This is a genomic window from Planococcus sp. ANT_H30 (assembly GCF_008369335.1).
Taxonomy (GTDB): domain Bacteria; phylum Bacillota; class Bacilli; order Bacillales_A; family Planococcaceae; genus Planococcus; species Planococcus kocurii.
Map to the genome: position 1 here is coordinate 1 of NZ_VOBJ01000009.1, position 20,225 is coordinate 20,225.

The following is a 20,225-nucleotide window of genomic DNA, read 5'->3' on the forward strand; positions in this document are numbered from 1 at the left end:
GTAGACAGAACCATTGTTTTCAGCTCCTTTTGGGTGGGTATTTCGGAAGTTCTGTGATTGGTACTTCTTGTATACCCAGAAAACAATGGTTCTTTGCGCCGTTATCTATCTATTTCATATAGTAGGGACGCGATTTTATATATGACAGTTCCAGTGCACTTACATAGCTTAAAAGTTAATTTAAAAATCAATTCAGATTCAGAAGAAAAATGATACCTGCAACTACTATACCGCCTAGAATACCAGATACTAATGGATGTGCTAAAAATGTTGATATATCTCTTCTAAATTTCGTTTTGTCTTTCACTAAATATTTATAACTATCTGAGTTTTTCATTTTCTGTAGAATTCCATGATAATTTCTATGCCATTGTTGACTCAAAAACTCTTCATCCCCATCCGTTAAGTCAAACTTGCTATATAAGTCAGGTCTGCTGGCTTGATTATCTATAATTCCTTTAGTTGCAGGAGAATTTAAGTAATATAGCATAATAGAAACAAAAGCTTCACCTACTCTTAAAACTATATCTTTAGAAGAGGAGTTGCTTACTGTCACCAAAGAAAGTCCATACCATTGAGGATCTAGAGTAGTTGAAATGTTACTTAATCCTTTAGCTACTAATGATACTCTAGGATGGTACGTTCCTCCAACTCTTCTAGACACCCATACTGCCTCTTCTGTAAATATAGCTACCGTTGAATTTCCTTTTATTACAATTTTTTTGTTATCTAGAATTACTGTTTTCTTTGTCTCTACATCCCATGCATGAGCGCTTGCCGTGAGGTTAATGGAGCTCCCCTTAATATTTTCTACAATTAAAGGATGAATACTAATATTTTTAGCCTTAATTAATTCTCTTTTAATATCATTATTACTTAATAACATAAGATAACACCTGCTTTTCCTTGTATGGTATCGAATTCAATCCTATTAGAAGTGGAAACTTCATTTATCATTCACTTTTATCCGTTCTAAAAGCTTTTAAATATACATCATTTAACATAGTTATTACCAAATTAAACAAACTAAAAAATCCTAGACTAAGCAAGTTTAAATACATAATTTTAAATACCGTTATAACAGTAAGAGTAAGATTCAAATCTAAATAAGGAGCATATAGTGACACTATTCCAGTTAAAAAAAATATCATTGAAGTAAATACAAATGGTCCTAAAAAATTAATTAATGCTTGCCCTTGCAAATCTTTTTTTGGTTTATGCTGAGCTAATATCTTTAATTCTGTATCATTGAAAGCAGCCTTTCCTGCAACAAAAAGCGCTAATGTTAGAGTTAATCCTGTAGAACTAATCGAAAAATGCGAGCTTAAACTCAAGTTGGAAAAATTAAAATAATCAAATTGAAAAGTACCAAATATAGATATTAATAGAAGCATAAACCAAGATGAAACCAAATAGAGAGGCATTAAATTGTTTTTAGAATGCCATATAATAATAAAGGGATTTTTATAAAAGTTCTCTTTCATTACTCTACTCCTTCCCTTTATAAAGTATCAACTCTCTTGATAGTTGCAGTAATTTTTTTCCCTTTCTTAGAAAAAATATTTTTTAAATATCCTTTTTTTGCTTCTGCATTCACAATATCTTCGATTGCTTCTTTTTTTAAGGGTTGATCATCTGTACCGTAGATGGTGAATTGAGCTTCTTTAGCATCAGATGCTTTAAGAATATTATGTCTATCAAGAGAAGGGTTTCCATTGGGATAAACTAATGAAAAACTTATCTCTGTATAAGAATCATCACTTAAAACTATAGATTCATAGACTGGATTAATATTAACTTTCCCTAATTTACTAACTACTTTATCGCTGTTGTTTATAAAGCTTTCTATATACGAAATATAAAATTGAGCTTGTCTAATAGGATTTTCCACCTTATCAGAATTTATTTCGATTAAGATTCTCTCATCCTTTGGTCTATAATATGCTGAAATGTCCAACGGTTCGTCAAGTTGTATTTCAGCTTCGTTTATATACTTTTTGATTTTGTAGAATTTTCGGAGGTGAACAATCCCTGTGCCGATTTTACTCTCTAAATTCACATCGATTTCTTGATCAATTAATAAATCTGAATATTTATCAAGTGCTTCTTGTAATACCGGATATTTTTTCTCTAACTTGCGCCTTTTAGTACTACAGTTTGAATTTAAATTTAAAAACTCCTTAGAATAAAAAATTTCCTTCTTCTCTTTATACTGCTCTAAAATATCCTTGTAATAACTTACTAGTTTTTCTGTTTCTAATAATAGATTATTATAAATTAAACCAAAATCATTAATATCTGCAGCTTCTAAATCAATTTTATAAACGTTCTTATTAGGTATTTTAGTTAGAGAAACAACATTTTCCAACATGCTGGGGATTAGTATATTAATTAAATAATCTTTTTCATTTTTATACTCAATTAGTTTTGCTGGTTGAAGATTTAACTTAAATACTAGATATTGCATTTATCATTTTTCTCCTCTCACTATTAAGGAATATTATTAAAAATAACTTATTACTATTCATTAATGATACGGTATCAAAAGACTTTTATCTATTTGCAGTTTTTTCTTTCCTTAATAGATAATTCATTTCAGAGTTAACACAATAAACATAACAACCCTTCATCCCCCGAGTCATCAAAGTCTTATACGTATTTTTCACCAGTTGATCAAGAGGATCAACATTATACGTACCCTTAGGTTTCGCTGGTCGTGCACCTTTATCCTTAAAGTTCTCGCGCTTTACTTCAATAGATTGCGTTTCAGGATTATAAGTCAAATCATTACCTATAATGACACCTATATATTTCATCTCTAATCCTTGAACAGTGTGAATGCAGCCGATTTGCTCTGATCCTTCTGGATGAATAGCCCAGTCGATACGCGCAGGGTCGTTCCATGGCATGGCGAAATCGTGTTCTTCGATGATAACGTCTTTCGGTAACTCGCCATCTAACCTTTTCGTGTTCCATTCCCAGGCATAACCCGCAAGCAGCCTGCCACCTTTTTCTTTGACGACCTTCTCATATAACTCGTGTGGTGAATCGACGACTTTGAAGTCGAAGTCTCCATCTAACTGAATGTCTTGCTTACGGTCGTATAAAACATTGTCGAGCCACTCTAGATAATTTCCTGAACCGGCACAGCGAAATTGCGAATCGAGTTCTACGACATGGACCTTGGAGTTTTGCTTTTCTGCTTCTTCTTGAAGTAGTTTAAAGCGACCGATGTCTTTATTGGATATCACTTGCTCGTCATCAATAAAGAATACGCTGACTCTACTGGCGCGAATGATTTGAGTGGCTTGGTTTTCGCCTTCGATTTTGCGTTTCATATGGCCTTGGTTTTTTAGACGATGCGCTTCGTCACAGACCAGGACGTCGTAGTAATTTGTGGGTGTTTCCACATACGACGCGGAACCTTTAAAAAGGCTCCGAATTTCCACAAAACCGCTCCGCCCTATTAGTTTCTTACGTAAAATTTCACGGAACGATTGGTTGGGTGTGATGTATTCGATGGTCGCTTCATCACTTAACAAGAAGTTCATCAAGTTCAACCCAATCACTGACTTTCCAGTTCCTGGTCCACCTTTGATAAGAATCGTGTGTTTTTGATCTGTCTCTAAATTCATACTGTTGTAAATCGACAGTACTTTTTCATAAGCGACTTTTTGTTCATCAAGTAGAATAAACTCTTCATTTCCTTCAAATAAGGAGTTCACAGCTTCGACTAGTTTTTTAGAAGGTCGAATACGCCCTTCTTCGATTTTCCGAGCAATTTCTGTACCTTTGCCTTCAGATACAGCGGCATTGATTCGCTTTCGCAGCAATAAATCGTCAAATTGAAAATAGATGGGTGATTGCTCAACATAGCTTGTATAGCGTTCATTGAGCAAGGGCTCTGCTAGTTTATTCGGGATATAATTATGTAAATACGCACAAGAACTTAAACTGATTGACGTATCTTCGTATAACGCTTCATTGAAGTTTTCGAGATAGCGTTTATAGGACAGCGACTGATAAGATGGATGAACAGTTTCGCGTTCACGACCACCCAAGAACGTCCTAACGATGCCGTCTCCTTCTGCGAGCTGTGATTTCTGCCATTGCTTTAACTCCACAATAACTGCGTTTTGCTGGCCACTTTTGTCTTCTCCGGTAATCAGAAAATCAATACGCTTTTCGGTTGAAGGCAGCTTGTATTCTAAAAGCACGTGCGTTCCTTCTTTTAAATCAGCATCCCGCAAAATCTTAGCCATTTGCGGTAACGAGTTTGTCCACGAACGAATTTCGCTGGCAGATACTGAATGATTCATCTTCTCTTGTACTTTTTTCAGAAGCACCGATTCGATGCGGTCTTCTAATACGTGGTCAATAAATTTTGAAGAGCTTTCGTTGTAGATAATCATGGAGGTGCTCCTCTCTAAATAAGGATATTCGATACAAATATATTAACATTATTTAACTGTTACCAGGTGAATAAACAAAATATTTTTACAATTTTATTAAAATTCTCTTTAAAATCTATTTTTCTGTTGGTTCAAAATTTCTATGTAACTTTGCTTCTTCCCTGTTCGTCTACCTACCAAGAGGTGAATACGATGAAAACAAGTAGTCTCAGCATCTTACTTATATGTCTTTTCCTATTGAGTAGTTGTTCTCCTAATGATCTTACTCTTACAGAAAATGAGGCAGCAGCACTTGTCGAACAACTCCATACAAATTCTATTGGGACAGTGGACATTCTTTCAGTCGGCTATGAAAGCAGACAAACTAAGCATCATCCAGAATCCGTAAGAGATTCTAGATGATGCTTAGTTAATTTCTATTCAACATCTCCCATGGGCTAGGCGGATATATATAATAGGACTTTACATACACCGCTTTTCTCGCTCACTCCCCCAGACCCTCCACACGCTCAAAAAACTCCTGAATCAATTCCATCGACCGCATCACGAGCGGCGGCAAATACCGACTTGTGTCAAAAGCCAAGTAAACGGTACGCGGTGCGATGGGGTCTTTTAACGGCTTGATCGCATAGCGGGAAGTGGCAGAGACTTTTAAATAATTTTCCGGAACGAACGTAACGCCTAGCCCTTCTTCGACAAAACTGCAGGCGGTTTCAAAGCGCTCGACTTCGAATTGGATGTTGGGTTTTGTACCAGCTTGCCGGAACGCATTCAGAATATCCACGCGTGTTTGGAAGCCTTCTTTGAAGATGATAAAGGCTTCGCCGTTTAAATCGGTGATGCTAATTTGTGGCTGTGCTTCTAGCGGATGTCCCGGTGGCAATAGCACGACAAATTTCTCCCGGTAGATCGGCAAGGTTTTTACTTCTCTTTTTGAAATCAGCTGATTGGTGATGGCAAAATGGATGTCGAATTTGTTTAATGCACGGTTGATGTCTTCTAGCCCTAGCACTTCAATAATTTCGATGTGAACTTCTGGAAACTCTTGTTTGATGCTTTTTAATACTTTCGGAATCCAGAACTTGGCGGACTCGATCATGCCGATTGACAGCTCCATCGGTCCTTGTGCTTTTAGTCGCTTCAACTCTTTTTCGACGTATTCAAAATGCGTCACCAGTTTTTTAGCTTCTTCGTATAAAATTTGTCCTTCTTTCGTCAAGGCAATTTCCCGCATGCTGCGGTCTAGCAAGATCAGCCCCATGTCCGTTTCCAATTTTTTAATGGCAATACTGAGTGATGGCTGTGCGATGTGCAGATTTGCTGCAGCTTTCGTAAATGTTGAGCTTTCTGCAATGGCGATAAAGTACCGAAGCAAGCGTATGTCCATTGTGCCTCCCCCTTCCTATAGTTAAAAACTATGAAAATATAGATTATTGATATTAGTAATTATAGAGTAATGTCCTTACAATATGAATACCGTTATTTCTGAAATAATAATCTTTTTCATAAAGGAGTGCCCATATGTATAAATTACCTACTAGCGAACACTGGCAAGGACGGATTGATAGCAGCACGGACCCAGACAGCTTTCGTTTTCACCAAGCTGTTCAAACACAAGCATTAACTAGCTTGCCGGCTGAACCAGAGGCTTTTGCGATTGTTGGTTTTGAATGCGAAGAAGGAGTTCGACGCAACAAAGGACGTCTCGGCGCTGCCGCAGCACCCGATCAAATTCGCAGCAAGCTTGCGAGTCTCCCGTATAATTTTGATAGTTGCCAAAAAACCTTTGACGTCGGCAATGTTGTTTGTGAAGGCCCAGCGTTAGAACACGCACAACAAGAATTAGGAACTGCCGTTTGTAAGCTTCTCGAACAAGCAGCTACGCCAATTATTCTCGGTGGTGGACACGAAACCTTGTATGGCCATTATTTAGGGGTTCGAGAATTTGCGGGAAAAGATGCTAAAATTGGGTTGATTAATATTGATGCGCATTTTGATCTTCGCCAAGCGGAACACCCCTCGTCTGGCACGATGTTTCGGCAAATTCTTGAAAGCGATACCAATGCCGGTTACTTATGTCTCGGCGTGCAAACTTTTGGCAATACCCCTGCTTTGTTTAAAACGGCTGAGCTACTAGGTTGCAAATACATGATGGCGGACGAACTGACCTTGTCTGATATGCCGAATGCCGCTAAGGCAATTGATGAATTTTGTGCGCAATACGATGTCGTGCTGGCAACACTTTGTACAGACTCGATCAATGCAGCTGCAGCACCTGGTGTCAGTGCTCCGTCCCCACTCGGTTTAGATCCATTGATGGTTTGCAAACTGCTTCGGTATATCATGTCGAAGAAGAACGTGAAAAGCTTTGATATTTCGGAAGTTAATCCGTCATTAGATGAACAACAACGAACGGTGAAACTTGCGGCTTACTTAGTAGCTGAAGTGATGGACGGCTTTACGATGAAGCATAGAGAAGAGGAGTGAGACGATGACTTTGGAACTCAACCAAGTAACGACAATTTTTCTAGCAATTGCGGTATTTGTAATCGGCTCTTATTTGAATTCAAAAATTAAAATTTTGGATAAATACTGCATTCCTGCGCCAGTCGTCGGTGGATTGTTGCTGGCGTTTATCTTAACCACTTTGAGAGGCTTTGACGTTGTCAATGTCACACTCGACACCTCTCTTCAAAGCTTGTTCATGTTGGTGTTCTTCACTACAGTGGGACTCGGCGCGAGCTTTGGGCTTATCAAAATTGGTGGCCGGTTGCTCGTGATTTATTGGCTAGCTTGTGGATTTCTTGCACTTGTTCAAAGTGCGATCGGTATTTCGCTCGCTTCTTTGTTAAACTTGGATCCATTAATCGGTGTCATGATGGGTGCTGTGTCCATGGAAGGTGGCCACGGAGCCGCTACGGCATTCGGAACCACGATTGAAGCAATGGGTGTTGAAGGTGCTTTATCTATCGGTTTAGCTGCAGCAACTGCAGGACTCGTCGCGGGTGGGTTGATTGGTGGGCCGATCGTTAAATACTTGATCAATAAAAACAACCTCAAATCCGATGAAGAGCTGGAGTTGGCAGATTCCAAATCGACAAATTCTTTCTCACACGTTGCCGCACCGATTACGTCTCGCGTCTTTATGATGCAATTGTTCGTCCTTGGTTTCTGTATGGCAGTCGGCTCGTACCTCGGTGAATGGTTTACCGGTGTGACAGACTTTGCTTTACCGAACTACGTCAGCGCGATGTTTGTTGCTGTGATCGTCCGAAACGTCTTAGACAAATTCAACGACTCAATCATTGAAATGAAAACCATCGGCATTATCGGGGACATTACGTTGAGTATTTTCTTGTCGATGGCGTTGATGAGCATCAAGCTATGGGAAATCGCTGATCTTGCGCTTCCGTTGTTCTTGATCATCTTCGTTCAAGTCGCATTTATCGCTTTGTTTGGTACGTTTGTCTTGTTCCGCCTACTCGGCAAAAACTACGACGCTGCCGTGATGGTCGGTGGTTTCACGGGTCACGGTCTCGGTGCTACACCAAACGCCATGGCCAATATGGACGCCATCACTTCAAGATACGGACATTCACAAAAAGCGTACTTGGTTGTTCCGATTGTTGGTGCGTTCTTGATTGATGTGTTTGCGATGCCGATTATTTTGACGACGATTAATATGTTTAGTTAGGTTGAGACAAATACCCTGTCTGCTTTCTTGTTCTATTAGATAGCAAAGCGACTGATGAATCCAGTCTGTTTAACAGCATCACCTGTACGATTGCTTGTGTAAAAACCCCACGAGTCTGTTGCGTAATCCGCTTCAGATTCATGGGGTTTTTTTACTTACCGTTTTATTCGAGAGAATGTATACGTTGTTTCAGATTTGAACTCCTCATCTGCACGTAGTATAGAAGAAGGAAAATGCGCGTGACGCGCCGAATCTGGTGGACCTTGTGTTTCAAAGCACATACCGAGCTGGTTTTGGGCTGCTGTCCCCCTAATTGTGTAAGGACCTCCGATATGATTTCCGGTATAAAACACCACTGCCGGTTCAGTTGTTTCGATCATTAATGTACGACCACTTTCTGCATCTGTTAGTTGGACGGCGGGTTGTTTTGCACGATTCAATAAAAACGGATGATCGTATCCATTTCCTGCTAGTTTCGTTTGCGGGTGTTCAGCGGTTGTCGCTTGTCTGATGGTTTTGCCTCTTCGAAAATCGAATAACGAATCTTCTGTTACCGAAACCAAATTGCCAGTCGGTAGCAGTTCTTCGTCAACGTCTAAATAATAATCACTGGCCATTGTCAGTTCATGGTCCAACACGGTCTTTTTGAGATTGCCGCTCAAATTAAAATACGAATGATTGGTCACGTTCAACAATGTTGTCTTATCGGAAGTTGCTCGGTAAGAAATAACCAGTTGATTGCGGTCGTTCTTCAAGCTGTACCGGACCGTCATGGACAAGTTTCCTGGAAAACCTTCTTCACCGTCTGGGCTGACATACGTAAATTCAACGATAGCTTCTTGGTCAGTTGTGATGACACTAGACTCCCACAGTACTGCATGTAAGCCTTTAACGCCGCCATGCAAATGATGGCCATTGGCATTTTGAGCGACTTGGTAAGACGTTCCATCCAGTGTAAACTCGCCGTCTTTTATCCGACCTGCAAAGCGACCCACCAATGCACCGAAAAAATGAGGATTATTTTCATATTCTTCAAACGTATCAAAGCCCAGCACGACATTTTCTAATTTGCCGTTGCGGTCTGGTGTGATGATTTCCGTAATGACGCAACCGTAATCGATACAAGACACTTGAAAGCCTCTATCGTTTTTTAAGGTATACAACGTGACCGGTTGATTGTTTTTATGACCAAACAGCTTTTGACTAATCTCCATGTTCTGTTCATCCTCTCTTTTATGTTAGTTCAAAAACGTCCACTAACAGTAAAGTGACGGCGCCGATTACTGTCGCATCGTCTCCTAGCTTGGAGATTTCTACTAGCGTCGCACTCGCTGCAGGCGTCAAGGCTGATGCTTGGATGGTTTGACGAACTTCCGGCAAGATAAATTGCTGTGCTTTGGACACGCCGCCACCTAAGACAATTTTCTCCGGATTGACGATATGGATGAGGTTTGTTAATCCCACGCCGAGCGCTTTTCCTGCTGCCTTGAAGTTGGCAATAGACGACTCGTCGCCCGCGACAGCTTGTTCAAATACTTGTTCAGCTGTAAGATTCTGTCCTGTTGCTTTTCTAGCAATCGCTGGTCCGCTGACAAATGTTTGCAAGCAGCCTTGGTTGCCGCATTCACATATCTCGCCGTGTAAATCAATGGTCATGTGGCCAACTTCTCCGGCAATGTCGGTGGCTCCGTGGTACAGTTTGCCGTCAATAATGACCCCGGCACCAACACCGCTTCCGATGTTCACCGCTAGCATGCTCGCTAGTTCGCCGTGATTGCCAAACCAATATTCACCCAATGCCATCGCTCGCGCATCGTTTTCCACTTTGACTTCTAAGCCGAATTCTTTTTCCAGCTGTTCTTTAATCGGGATATTAGCTAACCCTAAGTTGGGTGCATACAAAGACGTTCCCGTCGCTCTGTCCACCACGCCGTGCATAGCTACGCCAATGCCGATCACTTGATCTGTGGAATCCAGACAGCTTGCAATACAGCTTTTCAAGGCCGCGATAAATTGGTCGTTGTCTATCGGCAGCTGCAATTTCGTTTTAGATCTTTTCAATACTTTACCGGCAAGATTTGCTCTGATGCATTCAATGCTTTCCGGTCCAGCATCAACGCCAATAATCGTAAACGCCTCGTTATTGATCACCAACATGGTCGGTTTCCGTCCACCGAGTGACTCGCCCAACTCCTGTTCTTCAACGATACTTTGTTCGAGCAATTCTTTTACATTGCTGCTAACTGTCGGCGGCGTTAACTTGGTGTCGCGTGCAATTTGTGCTCTCGATATCGGTCCATCTTTTCTGATTTTGTTGAGGATGATTGATTTGTTCATTGATTTCATCCATTTAAAGGTGCCTTGACGCATCTGTTTCTCCTCCGTTTTTTTGTATTGTTAACCGCTTTTTTTATGTGCAGTTTCGTTATTGTATAGTTTACCAAAATCCTCTATACTTATGTTAATTAAATTAATTTACAAAGTATTGGAGGAATTAGATGAACCGCAGAGAGTTGTCCCAAACATTCAACGAAACTTTTAAAACCGAAGAACTTCCCCGCTTCTTTTTTGCGCCTGGGCGCATCAATTTGATTGGTGAACATACGGATTATAATGGCGGTCATGTGTTTCCGGCCGCTATTTCCTTTGGCACTTATGCCGTTGTGCGACCGCGTACCGATCAACAACTGCGGTTTTATTCGATCAATTTTCCAGAGCAAGGAATTATTGAATGTGACCTTGCCGACTTGTCTTATCACGCAAATCATGACTGGGCGAACTTTCCAAAAGGCATGATCGAGTTTTTTATTCGCAGCGGCTTTTCGATTCCTACCGGCATGGATCTTCTGTTTTACGGCGATATTCCAAACGGCGCTGGCTTGTCTTCTTCTGCTTCTATTGAGATGGCGACAGGGGTTGTACTGGAAGGCTTGTTCGATTTGGACATCGATCGATTGCTGATGATTCAACTTGGTCAAAAAGTTGAAAACCAGTATATTGGCGTCAATAGTGGCATTATGGATCAATTTGCAATCGGCAAAGGCAAAAAGGATTTTGCCCTGTTACTGGATTGCCAAACTTTGCAATTTACCTACGCACCGGTCGATTTGGAAGATCACGACATTGTGATTATCAACTCCAATAAACAACGGACGTTGGCTGGTTCTAAATACAATGAGCGCCGGGCGCAATGTGAAAGCGCATTAGCTGATCTCTGTACCAAACTGGATATCGATAGCCTAGGCGAACTTTCTTCCGAGACCTTTGAACAACACAAACAGTTGATCAAAGACGATATAAACCGTAAACGAGCCAAGCATGCCGTTTATGAAAACGAACGAACTTTGCTGGCACTCGAGGAACTTAAACGGGGGAATATTCGGGCTTTTGGTCAATTGATGAATGCTTCTCACAGTTCACTTCGCGATGATTATGAAGTGACGGGTGCTGAGTTGGATCATATTGCTGAAACAGCTTGGAATTTACCCGGTGTCATTGGTGCACGAATGACGGGTGCTGGATTTGGTGGCTGTGCCATTGCCCTGGTCGACCGTGCACAAATTGAACATTTTAAAAAGGAACTCACGAAAAGTTATACCGAAGCGTTTGGATATTCTCCTTCTTTTTACGAAGCGAAAATTTCGGATGGTGCCAAAGAATTAACAGAGGAGTTTTGACGATGGCGATTTTAGTTTTAGGTGGAGCAGGATTTTCAGACATTCCACTCGCGGAACTCTCTTCTCATTCAAGTGGCTACAAAAAGGAGGTTGCGATATGATTGTTCAACATCTTGCAGGACTCGTTTACCAAGCTCTCCAATGCGACTTGATTGACAAGACAGATGTCGACTATGTCCGAAACCAAGTGATGCATTTGTTGGGGCTTGAATCTTATCCGGATGAACGAATTGAACCTACACATGATACGATTCCGAATTTATTGGAGCAGCTTGTTGCTTATGCTGTCGAACAAGGCGTCATTGCGGATGTTTTTGACGATAAGGAAATGCTGTCGGCTAACATGATGAATTGCTTTGTCGCACGACCTTCTGCTATTAATGCTTTGTTTAACGAAAAATACGCGGAATCCCCCATTGCTGCAACCGACTTTTTTTACGAGTTAAGTAAAAACAGCAACTACATCCAAATGAATCGGATCCGCAAAAACATTTCCTATCAAACAGACACACCGTACGGAAAAATGGATATTACCATTAACTTATCAAAACCAGAAAAAGATCCTGAGCAAATTAAAAGAGAGCGTGAAAACAAACAAACGCTCCATTACCCGAAATGTTTGTTGTGCAAAGAAAATGAAGGTTACGCAGGGCGCACTGGCTACCCGGCACGAGCCAATCACCGTGTCGTCAACGTTCCACTTACTGGTGAGAACTGGTATTTGCAGTATTCACCGTATGTTTACTACGACGAGCACAGCATTTTACTTTCTGAAGAACATCGCGATATGAAAATTGATCGAAGCAGTTTTGAACGCCTACTTACATTTACCGAACGCTTTCCGCATTACTTTATCGGTTCCAACGCCGACTTGCCAATTGTCGGTGGCTCTATTTTAAGTCATGATCATTACCAAGCCGGACGCTATGAGTTTGCTATGACGCGAGCAGAAGATGCTTTTGGATTTGCTTTAACTGCCTACCCCGAAATCACGGCTTCTGTCATTCATTGGCCGATGTCGGTCATTCGGTTGAAAGGCACCGCAATCAGTAGCTTAGTAGATGCAGCGGACGATATTTTGCAGACGTGGAGAACTTATGCTGACAAGTCAGCTAATGTTGTCGCTTTTACTGGTGACACACCGCATAACACCCTTACGCCAATCGCCAGAAAGCGTAATGGCTTGTTTGAAATCGATTTGGTGTTACGCAACAACCGCACAACAGAAGCGTTTCCTTCAGGTATTTTCCACCCGCATGAAGATGTTCACCACATTAAAAAAGAAAATATTGGTTTAATCGAAGTGATGGGACTTGCCGTTTTGCCACCGCGTTTAAAAGAAGAACTCGCTGAAATTCAAGCGCTTCTACTCGGCAACCCACACCAAGTGGCACCTTTCCACCTCGAATGGGCTGCGCAGTTAAAAGCGCAATACGGCATTTTCGCTACACCGGAAGAGGCCGAAAACGCGTTACAAGAAGAACTCGGAAAAAAATTCGTACGCGTGTTAGAAGATGCTGGTGTGTTAAAGGACCGTGCAGCATTTGAGCGATTTATCGATGTCTTGGATAACCAATAGAGCTATATTGAGAAAGCAGCTGACAAGGACCAATTGCTATTATTCATACGAAGTCATCTACGTATTTGGGGAAGCGTTCGACAAAAGAGACAGGGGAACAAGTTCGTTCCCCATGTCTCTTTTGTCTTTTTCCTTGCGAAAAGTAATCTTGATACCCTTTACTCTACACATTTAACACGGACACTAGCGGTGGCGCGTCCACGGGGTAGACGAAGCAAGAAGACAGATGGTTTTCCTGGCTTCTTGCGGGAGTCATCCCCAAAGCGACCAGCGCGGTTTTATTGCTGTACACAGATTATAACCAAGAAAAAAGCCCAGTTCTCAACAGAACATGGGCTCGTTTCGTCTATTCTATTTCCACCAATTTATAGCTTCGCTAAGATCAGCACGCCTTTTTCTTTCAAGACGATAGTGCCACTCATTTGTGCGTCAGTAAGCACTTCTTGGTACTGAATGTCTTGTAACTCGATCGTTACTTCTTCATCGTTATGATTCAACACGAACAAGTACGTTTGTCCTTCTTTTACACGCTCTGTTGTTTCCACACCTTGCGGAACAGTAAGTAACGGTTCAACGCCTGCTTCTTCGCAAACGGTTTTCATAAAGTCGACGAGGAACGCTTCATCAGGACTCGAAGCTACGTACCACGCTTTTCCTTTTCCGAACTGGTTAACTGTCAACACGGGCATGCCTTTATAAAAATCAGAACCGTATTCTGCGACAGCTTGTGCTCCTTCTGTGTGGATCAAGTCAAACAGCAAATTGCATGAATAACTGCCGCTCATACTGCCACGAGAATCTTTCATGACGATTTGGTTGGTTTCGTCTGGATGAAGCGCATCGATTTCTTCAGCCCAAATGCCAAGAACATTGCGTAGTTCACCTGGGTAGCCACCGAGTGTCACAATATCGGTTTCGTTGACGATGCCGCTAAAGAACGTCGTCAAGAATGTTCCGCCGTCTTGAACAAATTGCTCTACTTTCGCGGCGTAGCCTTCTTTCACCATATACAGAACTGGCGCAATGACCACATCGTATTGGCCCAAGTCTTCTTCGACACCGATCATGTCCACTTGAATATTCAGCTTGTACAACGCGTCGTAATACTTATGCACTTCGTTGACATAGTCGAGCGACACAGAAGGTCCGCTTGATAATTCTGTCGCCCAGCGATTTTCCCAGTCAAAGACGATCGCCACTTTGGCGTTTACGCGCGCATCAAGTAAGGTATCCGATAATTGGTTTAGCTCTTTACCAAGCTGTGCGACTTCATTGAATACCCGCGTGTTTTCGTGTCCTACATGCTCAATGACTGCTCCGTGATATTTCTCACAAGCACCAACCGAACGTCTCAGCTGGAAGTATAAAATGGTATCTGCACCGCGACCAATTGCCTGATAGCTCCATAAACGCATCACGCCTGGACGTTTCAATGAATTATACGGCTGCCAGTTTTGCTGACTCGGCGTTTGTTCCATTAGCATAAACGGTTGACCGTTTTTCAATCCACGCATCAAGTCATGCGTCATGGCCGTATAACTAAACGGCGTATCGATTGCTGGGTAGTTGTCCCACGACACCACGTCCAGTTCTTTTGCCCATTTGAAATAATCCAACATTGGATACGTCCCCATTAAATTTGTAGTAACCGGTAGATGAGGTGTGTGCTTCTTAATTGCTTGATACTCTAGCTTGTAGCAGTCCAGTAAGCTATCGGATTGGAAACGGCGATAATCGAGTGAAATGCCTTGGAAATCCGAGACATTGTCTTCACGTTCTTCACTCAGCATATTCGGTGCAACGATTTCGTCCCAGTCGTAAAACGTATGGCCCCAAAATCCCGTATTCCATGCTTTGTTCAACTTTTCTATCGTTCCGTATTTATCGCTCAACCAATTGCGGAAAGCATCTTGGCAATTGTCGCAATAGCAGTAGCCGCCGTATTCATTGGCCACATGCCAAATCAAAACAGCTGGATGATCTTTGTATCGCTCGGCTAGTGTTTCAGCAATTTTCTCTGAGTATTTACGATAAGTTGGACTATTTGGACATGAATTGTGTCGGCTACCGAACTTACGTTTTCTGCCGTAAAAGTCGACGCGCAACACATCCGGATACTTTTTCGCCATCCATGCTGGGTGCGCTGCTGTGCTTGTCGCCAGGCATGTGTAAATACCATTTTCGTAAAGACGGTTAATTTTGTCGTCCAACCAATCAAAGTTATATGTGTCTTCGTCCGGTTGATTTAAAGCCCAAGAAAAGACGTTTAATGTAGCCACGTCGATTCCTGCAAGTTTAAACATGCGAACGTCTTCATCCCAAATTTCGTTTGACTCCCATTGTTCCGGATTATAGTCTCCACCGTGCCAAATTTTTGGCAATTTATCATTAATCATTTTATTCCATCCCTTCATTTCAACTTTGGTCAACCATTCACTTACACACGCGTTACTTTATAAACAGCAGAAGAAAAGTCCGCTGGGTGCTCATTGATACGGTAACGGTTGACTTGCAGTCCAGCACTCATCAACTCATCACCGTAAAACGTCTCATCGATTCCATCAATTGCATATTCGAATTCGGGATTAAGTCCTTTAAAGAATATTCGTATAAGTCCTGGATTTGGTTGCGACAACACTTGGTAATAACCGATTATCGCTTCTGCCTGGTCGTCTGATACAACCGTCCAACTGGTGATATTGCCATCTTCTGCAAACGGGCTGGTGATTCGGTAAAACTGCCCTTGCTGAATCAGCGACCGGTTTTCTTTATAAAAAGCAATTTGCGTTTTCACTTCTTCTTTTTCTGCATCCGTCATCATCGTGACATCTAGCTCATAACCAAATGCTCCAAAATAAGCGACGTTTGCCCGTGTTTCTAAACTTGTTTTCCTGCCTACTTGATGATTAGGCACAGCCGATACGTGGGCACCCATTGAGCTAAGTGGATAAACTAGTGAAGTGCCGTATTGAATCTTCAAGCGCTCTACAGCATCGGTATCGTCACTGGTCCACCCTTGTGGCGCATAGTGCAACAAACCGGGATCAAATCGACTGCCGCCGCCTGCACAAGACTCAAACAATACATGTGGAAATTCAGTCGTCAATCGTTCATACAAAGAATAGACACCCAAAATATAGCGGTGCGCCACTTCACGTTGCCGGTTAGCCGGTAGCTCTAAAGATCCCACTTCCGTCATATACCGATTCATGTCCCATTTCACATAAGAAATCGGTGCATCCCGCAAAACCTCCGCTATTAAGTTATAAATGTAATCCACTACGTCTTGTCTCGAAAAATCAAGTACCAATTGATTTCTACCATGTGACATTTGACGATTGGAAACATGAATTACCCAATCGGGATGCGTTTTATACAAGTCACTCACTTTCGAGACCATTTCCGGTTCAAACCATAACCCAAATTCCATCCCTAAGTCTGTAATATCTTTGGCCAGTTGCGTAATGCCACTTGGCAATTTACGCTTATCCTCGAACCAATCACCTAAGGAAGTTGTGTCATCATCACGTTTGCCGAACCAGCCATCGTCCAACACAAACAATTCAACACCCAATGCCTTAGACGACTGGGCAAGCTCAAAAATTTTCTGTTCATCAAAATCAAAATAGGTCGCTTCCCAATTATTGATCAACACCGGACGTTCTCGGTCGCGCCAGTATCCGCGTGCCAATCGCGTGCGGTACAGTCTGTGAAAGGTTTGGCTCATATCATTCAAGCCTTCAGCCGAATACACCATCACCACTTCTGGTGTCTGGAAACTGTCTCCATTTTCCAATAGCCAATTAAAATCAAACGGATTGATGCCAGTCATCAAGCGCGTCACATTGTAATGATCCACTTCAACCTGCGCTAAGAAATTGCCGCTATAAACCAAACTCACACCATACACTTCTCCTTGGTGCTCAGTTGTTGATGGACGTTTCAGCGCAAGAAATGGATTTTGTTGAGCGCTACTGGTCCCTCTTGTACTGGCGATGCTTTGAATCCCTGGTACTAATTTACGCGATTTAATATGTCGCTCTCTTGCCCACGAACCTGACAATTGCACCATTTCAAAATCAGCATCCGGCAAATCGATACTGGCACTCAACGCCATCGTCAAATTGACTGCTGCTTGTCCGTGATTGATAAACTGAGCAGACCGCGTAATGGCGTTTAGCTTTTCAAATACGGTATAAGAAAGTCGAATTTCAACATCAATCACCTCATCGTAAAGCGAAACTTCCAATGTCGTGGCTTCGTCTTCAGACTCAGCATAAGTTGCCGGCAATCCCATTAATTTCTTTTTGCCTGAAAAAATTTGATGGTCTTGATACACAAAATTAGTAATCCGGCTCCCATCTTCTTGCAGCAACTGATAAGCAGGTGATCGGAAATCTGTTGTGCCATATGCGGGGTATTCTTGTTTAATCAAATCCAGTGAAAAAACAAGATCGCCTTCGTTGACACAAGCTGCGTTTGGTGTCGCTTCTACATGAAACAAGCGTTGAAAAGACTCCCGATGCTGCAGTTTTTTACCATAATACAGCTGCCCCAGCTGATTGTTTTCTAAAATTTTTATTATGTAACTGGTCTTTTCTGTTTGCAGGTGAAACTCCCGTGTAGAGTCGTTATATAAAATCGGCACAATTTACCTCCTAGTTAAAATACAGAAGTTGTGTTTCTTGTATCGATATTCCGTAAAAAAGCTACGCTTTCCTGCGGGCTTGCGCCGAACTAACTCGGGCTCTTGGCCCGAGTGGATTTCTACACTTCGCTATCCCGCGGGAGTCTCCGCTTTTTTACTTCATATCTAGCATTTGTCTCTAAAACTATTTACCAATTCATTTAGCTTAGGCGCGTCCAGGGGCTAGGCGAAGCAAGAAGACAGACGATTTTTCTGGCTTCTTGCGGGAGCCATGCCCGGAGCGGCCGAAGCGGTATTAGAACACATCACAGTTTCCTATAATAATATTCATATAAATCCAAACAAATCTTATCCTTTAACCGATCCCATCATGCCAGCAACAAAGTGTTTCTGCATCAAGAAGAAGACAAGTGCTGTTGGCAATGTGGCAATGACGATAGCCGCCATGATGACGCCATAGTCTGGTGAATAACTTGATCCTAAATTGGAAATCAACAAAGGAATCGTTCTTTTTTCAGGTGATTGCAAAATGACCAATGGCCACAAATAGTTATTCCAGCTATTCATAAACGAAATAATCGCAGCTGCAGCATATGTGGTTTTCATTGTTGGCATATAAATACGGAAAAATACGCCAAGTTCACTCAAGCCGTCAATTCTTCCTGCTTCCACCAAATCTCTTGGGAACATCTTCGTATTTTGTCGGAAGAAAAAGATGAAGAACGCAGTCGTCGCTGTCGGCAAAATGACAGCGCCCAGCGAATCAATACCAATTAACGGTGCCGTTTCGCTGATACTGCCGAACATGCGGTACAAGGGAATCATAATCGCTGCAAATGGTATCATCATCGATAGCAGTAAGATGTTAAAGACAATGTCTTTTCCTTTGCTGCGATGGATTTCAAAGCCGTAACCGGCGAGTGATGCTAATAGCAGTGTCAAAACGGTTGTGATAACGGCAATAATAGTCGAGTTGATTAGAGCTGGGACGATGTCTATCGTGGTAAACAAGGTTTTCATGTTTTCAATCAAGTGAGTTCCTGGCAGCAAGCGCCCTTGCGTAACATCCACCGATTTGTTGGTGATGCTGACAAGCATCCATAAGAAAGGAAAAATGGAAACGATGGCAGCGAGACTTAGAAATGTATAAATGAAGATTTTTTTTACGTTTTTCATTTTTTCTCACCTGCCACTCTGAATTGAATAATTGAAAGAACGACTACTAAAATTACGATGACGTAAGACACGGTTGATGCGTAACCAAAGTCAGGCGTGTATTCAAAGGAAAGATTATAAATATATTGTGAAATTGAGATTGTTGCGTTTCCCGGTCCTCCATTAGTAATGTTAACGATTTCATCAAAGATTTGTAATGTACCGATCGTTGACGTAATGGATGTGAACAAAATAATGGGCTTGAGCATGGGCACGGTAATTTGGAAAAACTGCTGGATCGAGTTCGCTCCATCAATTCGTGCTGCTTCGTAAATCGACTTGTCGACATTTTGCAAAGCTGCTAGATAGAAAATCATATTGTAGCCAGTCCATCTCCAAGTAATTGCAAGAATGATGACCACTTTCGCCCATACGGGATCTGCTAAAAAATTGATGGTTTCAGAAATAAAACCAAAGTTAAGCAAAAACTGGTTGATGATGCCATCAATTCCAAATAAGTATTTAAAAATGACCGAGTAAGCAACTAATGACGTTACACACGGTAAGAAAATTGCGATTCTGAAAAAACTTCTAAATTTCAAGTTAGGGTCATTTAACAAGACGGAAAAGAATAATGCCAATATGATCATTAATGGTACTTGAATCAGTAAGTAAATCGATGTATTGGTTAATGCTGCGATAAATGTCGGATCACCGAACAAACGCTGCCAATTGGATAAGCCTGTAAACTCCAAATTCCCGCCCATTCCAGATTGGAACGACAACAGAAAAGCTTGGATCATTGGATAAAAGTTAAAGATGGTAATTGCGATGACTGAGATAATGATAAACAGCCAACCAACTTTTTTCTTAAAGTACACACCGGTTTTGTCACGTTTGGTTTCTTTATAGCCCAAGCGCACGGGAAGATCTATTTCGCCTTTTTTTGTTGATTGCTGCCCCATATTTCTCATTCCTCCTATAAAAAAAACTTGAGCTGTGTCCAAATGGTAAGTGATAAAGCACTTCTACCAGTTATCGGACGGCAACTCAAGGCTTC

The 20,225-nt window shown here is 41.7% G+C and carries 15 protein-coding genes; 4 read left to right on the plus strand and 11 right to left on the minus strand.

The annotated features are described in order from the left end of the window. Positions 1–187 precede the first annotated feature (187 nt). From FQ085_RS15070 to FQ085_RS15090, 5 genes are all read right to left on the minus strand, one after another. A complete protein-coding gene (locus FQ085_RS15070) occupies positions 188–886 on the minus strand; it encodes a dCTP deaminase domain-containing protein (RefSeq protein WP_149457032.1) in 699 nt (232 codons plus the stop codon). A 67-nt stretch (positions 887–953) separates the two neighbouring features. Further along, a complete protein-coding gene (locus FQ085_RS15075) occupies positions 954–1,484 on the minus strand; it encodes a hypothetical protein (RefSeq protein WP_149457033.1) in 531 nt (176 codons plus the stop codon). Positions 1,485–1,501: 17 nt separating this feature from the next. Beyond that, on the minus strand, positions 1,502–2,467 hold the full coding sequence (locus FQ085_RS15080; RefSeq protein WP_149457034.1) for a hypothetical protein: 966 nt from the start codon (positions 2,465–2,467) through the stop codon (positions 1,502–1,504). Between the two features lie 85 nt (positions 2,468–2,552). Next, positions 2,553–4,412, minus strand: coding sequence for a DUF2075 domain-containing protein (locus FQ085_RS15085; protein ID WP_149457035.1), 1,860 nt, complete (start codon positions 4,410–4,412; stop codon positions 2,553–2,555). Positions 4,413–4,896: 484 nt separating this feature from the next. Further along, positions 4,897–5,799, minus strand: coding sequence for a LysR family transcriptional regulator (locus tag FQ085_RS15090; RefSeq protein WP_149457036.1), 903 nt, complete (start codon positions 5,797–5,799; stop codon positions 4,897–4,899). Positions 5,800–5,933: 134 nt separating this feature from the next. Here FQ085_RS15090 and hutG point away from each other — a divergent pair, with 134 nt between their 5' ends. After that, a complete protein-coding gene (hutG, locus tag FQ085_RS15095; RefSeq protein ID WP_149457037.1) occupies positions 5,934–6,899 on the plus strand; it encodes a formimidoylglutamase in 966 nt (321 codons plus the stop codon). 4 nt (positions 6,900–6,903) lie between these two features. Further along, positions 6,904–8,106: a sodium/glutamate symporter gene (gltS, locus tag FQ085_RS15100; protein ID WP_149457038.1), complete on the plus strand. Its 1,203-nt coding sequence runs from the start codon at positions 6,904–6,906 to the stop codon at positions 8,104–8,106. 155 nt (positions 8,107–8,261) lie between these two features. Here the strand turns inward: gltS and FQ085_RS15105 are convergent, their stop codons facing one another. Together FQ085_RS15105 and FQ085_RS15110 are read right to left on the minus strand one after the other, a co-directional pair. Further along, positions 8,262–9,320 carry an aldose epimerase family protein gene (locus FQ085_RS15105; RefSeq protein WP_149457039.1) on the minus strand — a complete coding sequence of 353 codons (1,059 nt, stop codon included), beginning with the start codon at positions 9,318–9,320 and terminating at the stop codon, positions 8,262–8,264. A 19-nt stretch (positions 9,321–9,339) separates the two neighbouring features. Beyond that, positions 9,340–10,476 carry an ROK family transcriptional regulator gene (locus FQ085_RS15110; protein ID WP_149457040.1) on the minus strand — a complete coding sequence of 379 codons (1,137 nt, stop codon included), beginning with the start codon at positions 10,474–10,476 and terminating at the stop codon, positions 9,340–9,342. 128 nt (positions 10,477–10,604) lie between these two features. On the opposite strand from FQ085_RS15110, the gene FQ085_RS15115 reads away from it, so the two are divergent. Together FQ085_RS15115 and FQ085_RS15120 are read left to right on the plus strand one after the other, a co-directional pair. Further along, on the plus strand, positions 10,605–11,783 hold the full coding sequence (locus tag FQ085_RS15115) for a galactokinase (RefSeq protein WP_149457041.1): 1,179 nt from the start codon (positions 10,605–10,607) through the stop codon (positions 11,781–11,783). Between the two features lie 97 nt (positions 11,784–11,880). After that, positions 11,881–13,362: a UDP-glucose--hexose-1-phosphate uridylyltransferase gene (locus FQ085_RS15120; RefSeq protein WP_149457042.1), complete on the plus strand. Its 1,482-nt coding sequence runs from the start codon at positions 11,881–11,883 to the stop codon at positions 13,360–13,362. 365 nt (positions 13,363–13,727) lie between these two features. On the opposite strand, the gene FQ085_RS15125 is transcribed toward FQ085_RS15120, so the two are convergent. The 4 genes from FQ085_RS15125 to FQ085_RS15140 all read right to left on the minus strand — a co-directional run bounded on the left by FQ085_RS15125 (position 13,728) and on the right by FQ085_RS15140 (position 20,130). Beyond that, on the minus strand, positions 13,728–15,758 hold the full coding sequence (locus FQ085_RS15125; RefSeq protein ID WP_149457043.1) for a beta-galactosidase: 2,031 nt from the start codon (positions 15,756–15,758) through the stop codon (positions 13,728–13,730). A 41-nt stretch (positions 15,759–15,799) separates the two neighbouring features. Continuing rightward, complete coding sequence (locus FQ085_RS15130; protein WP_149457044.1) at positions 15,800–18,010, minus strand: alpha-galactosidase; 2,211 nt, start codon at positions 18,008–18,010, stop codon at positions 15,800–15,802. A 348-nt stretch (positions 18,011–18,358) separates the two neighbouring features. Then, positions 18,359–19,186, minus strand: coding sequence for a carbohydrate ABC transporter permease (locus tag FQ085_RS15135; RefSeq protein ID WP_149457045.1), 828 nt, complete (start codon positions 19,184–19,186; stop codon positions 18,359–18,361). After that, the gene (locus FQ085_RS15140) at positions 19,183–20,130 is read right to left on the minus strand and encodes a carbohydrate ABC transporter permease (RefSeq protein WP_143039537.1); all 948 of its coding nucleotides are present in this window, start codon (positions 20,128–20,130) and stop codon (positions 19,183–19,185) included. Before FQ085_RS15140 ends, FQ085_RS15135 begins: the two co-directional genes overlap by 4 nt. Between the last annotated feature and the right edge of the window lie 95 nt (positions 20,131–20,225).

What these genes read in the sequence shown, in the direction of transcription:
- FQ085_RS15070 (WP_149457032.1), bottom strand. Translation starts at nt 886, where the DNA reads ATGTTATTAAGTAATAATGATATTAAAAGAGAATTAATTAAGGCTAAA.
- FQ085_RS15075 (WP_149457033.1), bottom strand. Translation starts at nt 1,484, where the DNA reads ATGAAAGAGAACTTTTATAAAAATCCCTTTATTATTATATGGCATTCT.
- FQ085_RS15080 (WP_149457034.1), bottom strand. Translation starts at nt 2,467, where the DNA reads ATGCAATATCTAGTATTTAAGTTAAATCTTCAACCAGCAAAACTAATT.
- FQ085_RS15085 (WP_149457035.1), bottom strand. Translation starts at nt 4,412, where the DNA reads ATGATTATCTACAACGAAAGCTCTTCAAAATTTATTGACCACGTATTA.
- FQ085_RS15090 (WP_149457036.1), bottom strand. Translation starts at nt 5,799, where the DNA reads ATGGACATACGCTTGCTTCGGTACTTTATCGCCATTGCAGAAAGCTCA.
- hutG (WP_149457037.1), top strand. Translation starts at nt 5,934, where the DNA reads ATGTATAAATTACCTACTAGCGAACACTGGCAAGGACGGATTGATAGC.
- gltS (WP_149457038.1), top strand. Translation starts at nt 6,904, where the DNA reads ATGACTTTGGAACTCAACCAAGTAACGACAATTTTTCTAGCAATTGCG.
- FQ085_RS15105 (WP_149457039.1), bottom strand. Translation starts at nt 9,320, where the DNA reads ATGGAGATTAGTCAAAAGCTGTTTGGTCATAAAAACAATCAACCGGTC.
- FQ085_RS15110 (WP_149457040.1), bottom strand. Translation starts at nt 10,476, where the DNA reads ATGCGTCAAGGCACCTTTAAATGGATGAAATCAATGAACAAATCAATC.
- FQ085_RS15115 (WP_149457041.1), top strand. Translation starts at nt 10,605, where the DNA reads ATGAACCGCAGAGAGTTGTCCCAAACATTCAACGAAACTTTTAAAACC.
- FQ085_RS15120 (WP_149457042.1), top strand. Translation starts at nt 11,881, where the DNA reads ATGATTGTTCAACATCTTGCAGGACTCGTTTACCAAGCTCTCCAATGC.
- FQ085_RS15125 (WP_149457043.1), bottom strand. Translation starts at nt 15,758, where the DNA reads ATGATTAATGATAAATTGCCAAAAATTTGGCACGGTGGAGACTATAAT.
- FQ085_RS15135 (WP_149457045.1), bottom strand. Translation starts at nt 19,186, where the DNA reads ATGAAAAACGTAAAAAAAATCTTCATTTATACATTTCTAAGTCTCGCT.
- FQ085_RS15140 (WP_143039537.1), bottom strand. Translation starts at nt 20,130, where the DNA reads ATGGGGCAGCAATCAACAAAAAAAGGCGAAATAGATCTTCCCGTGCGC.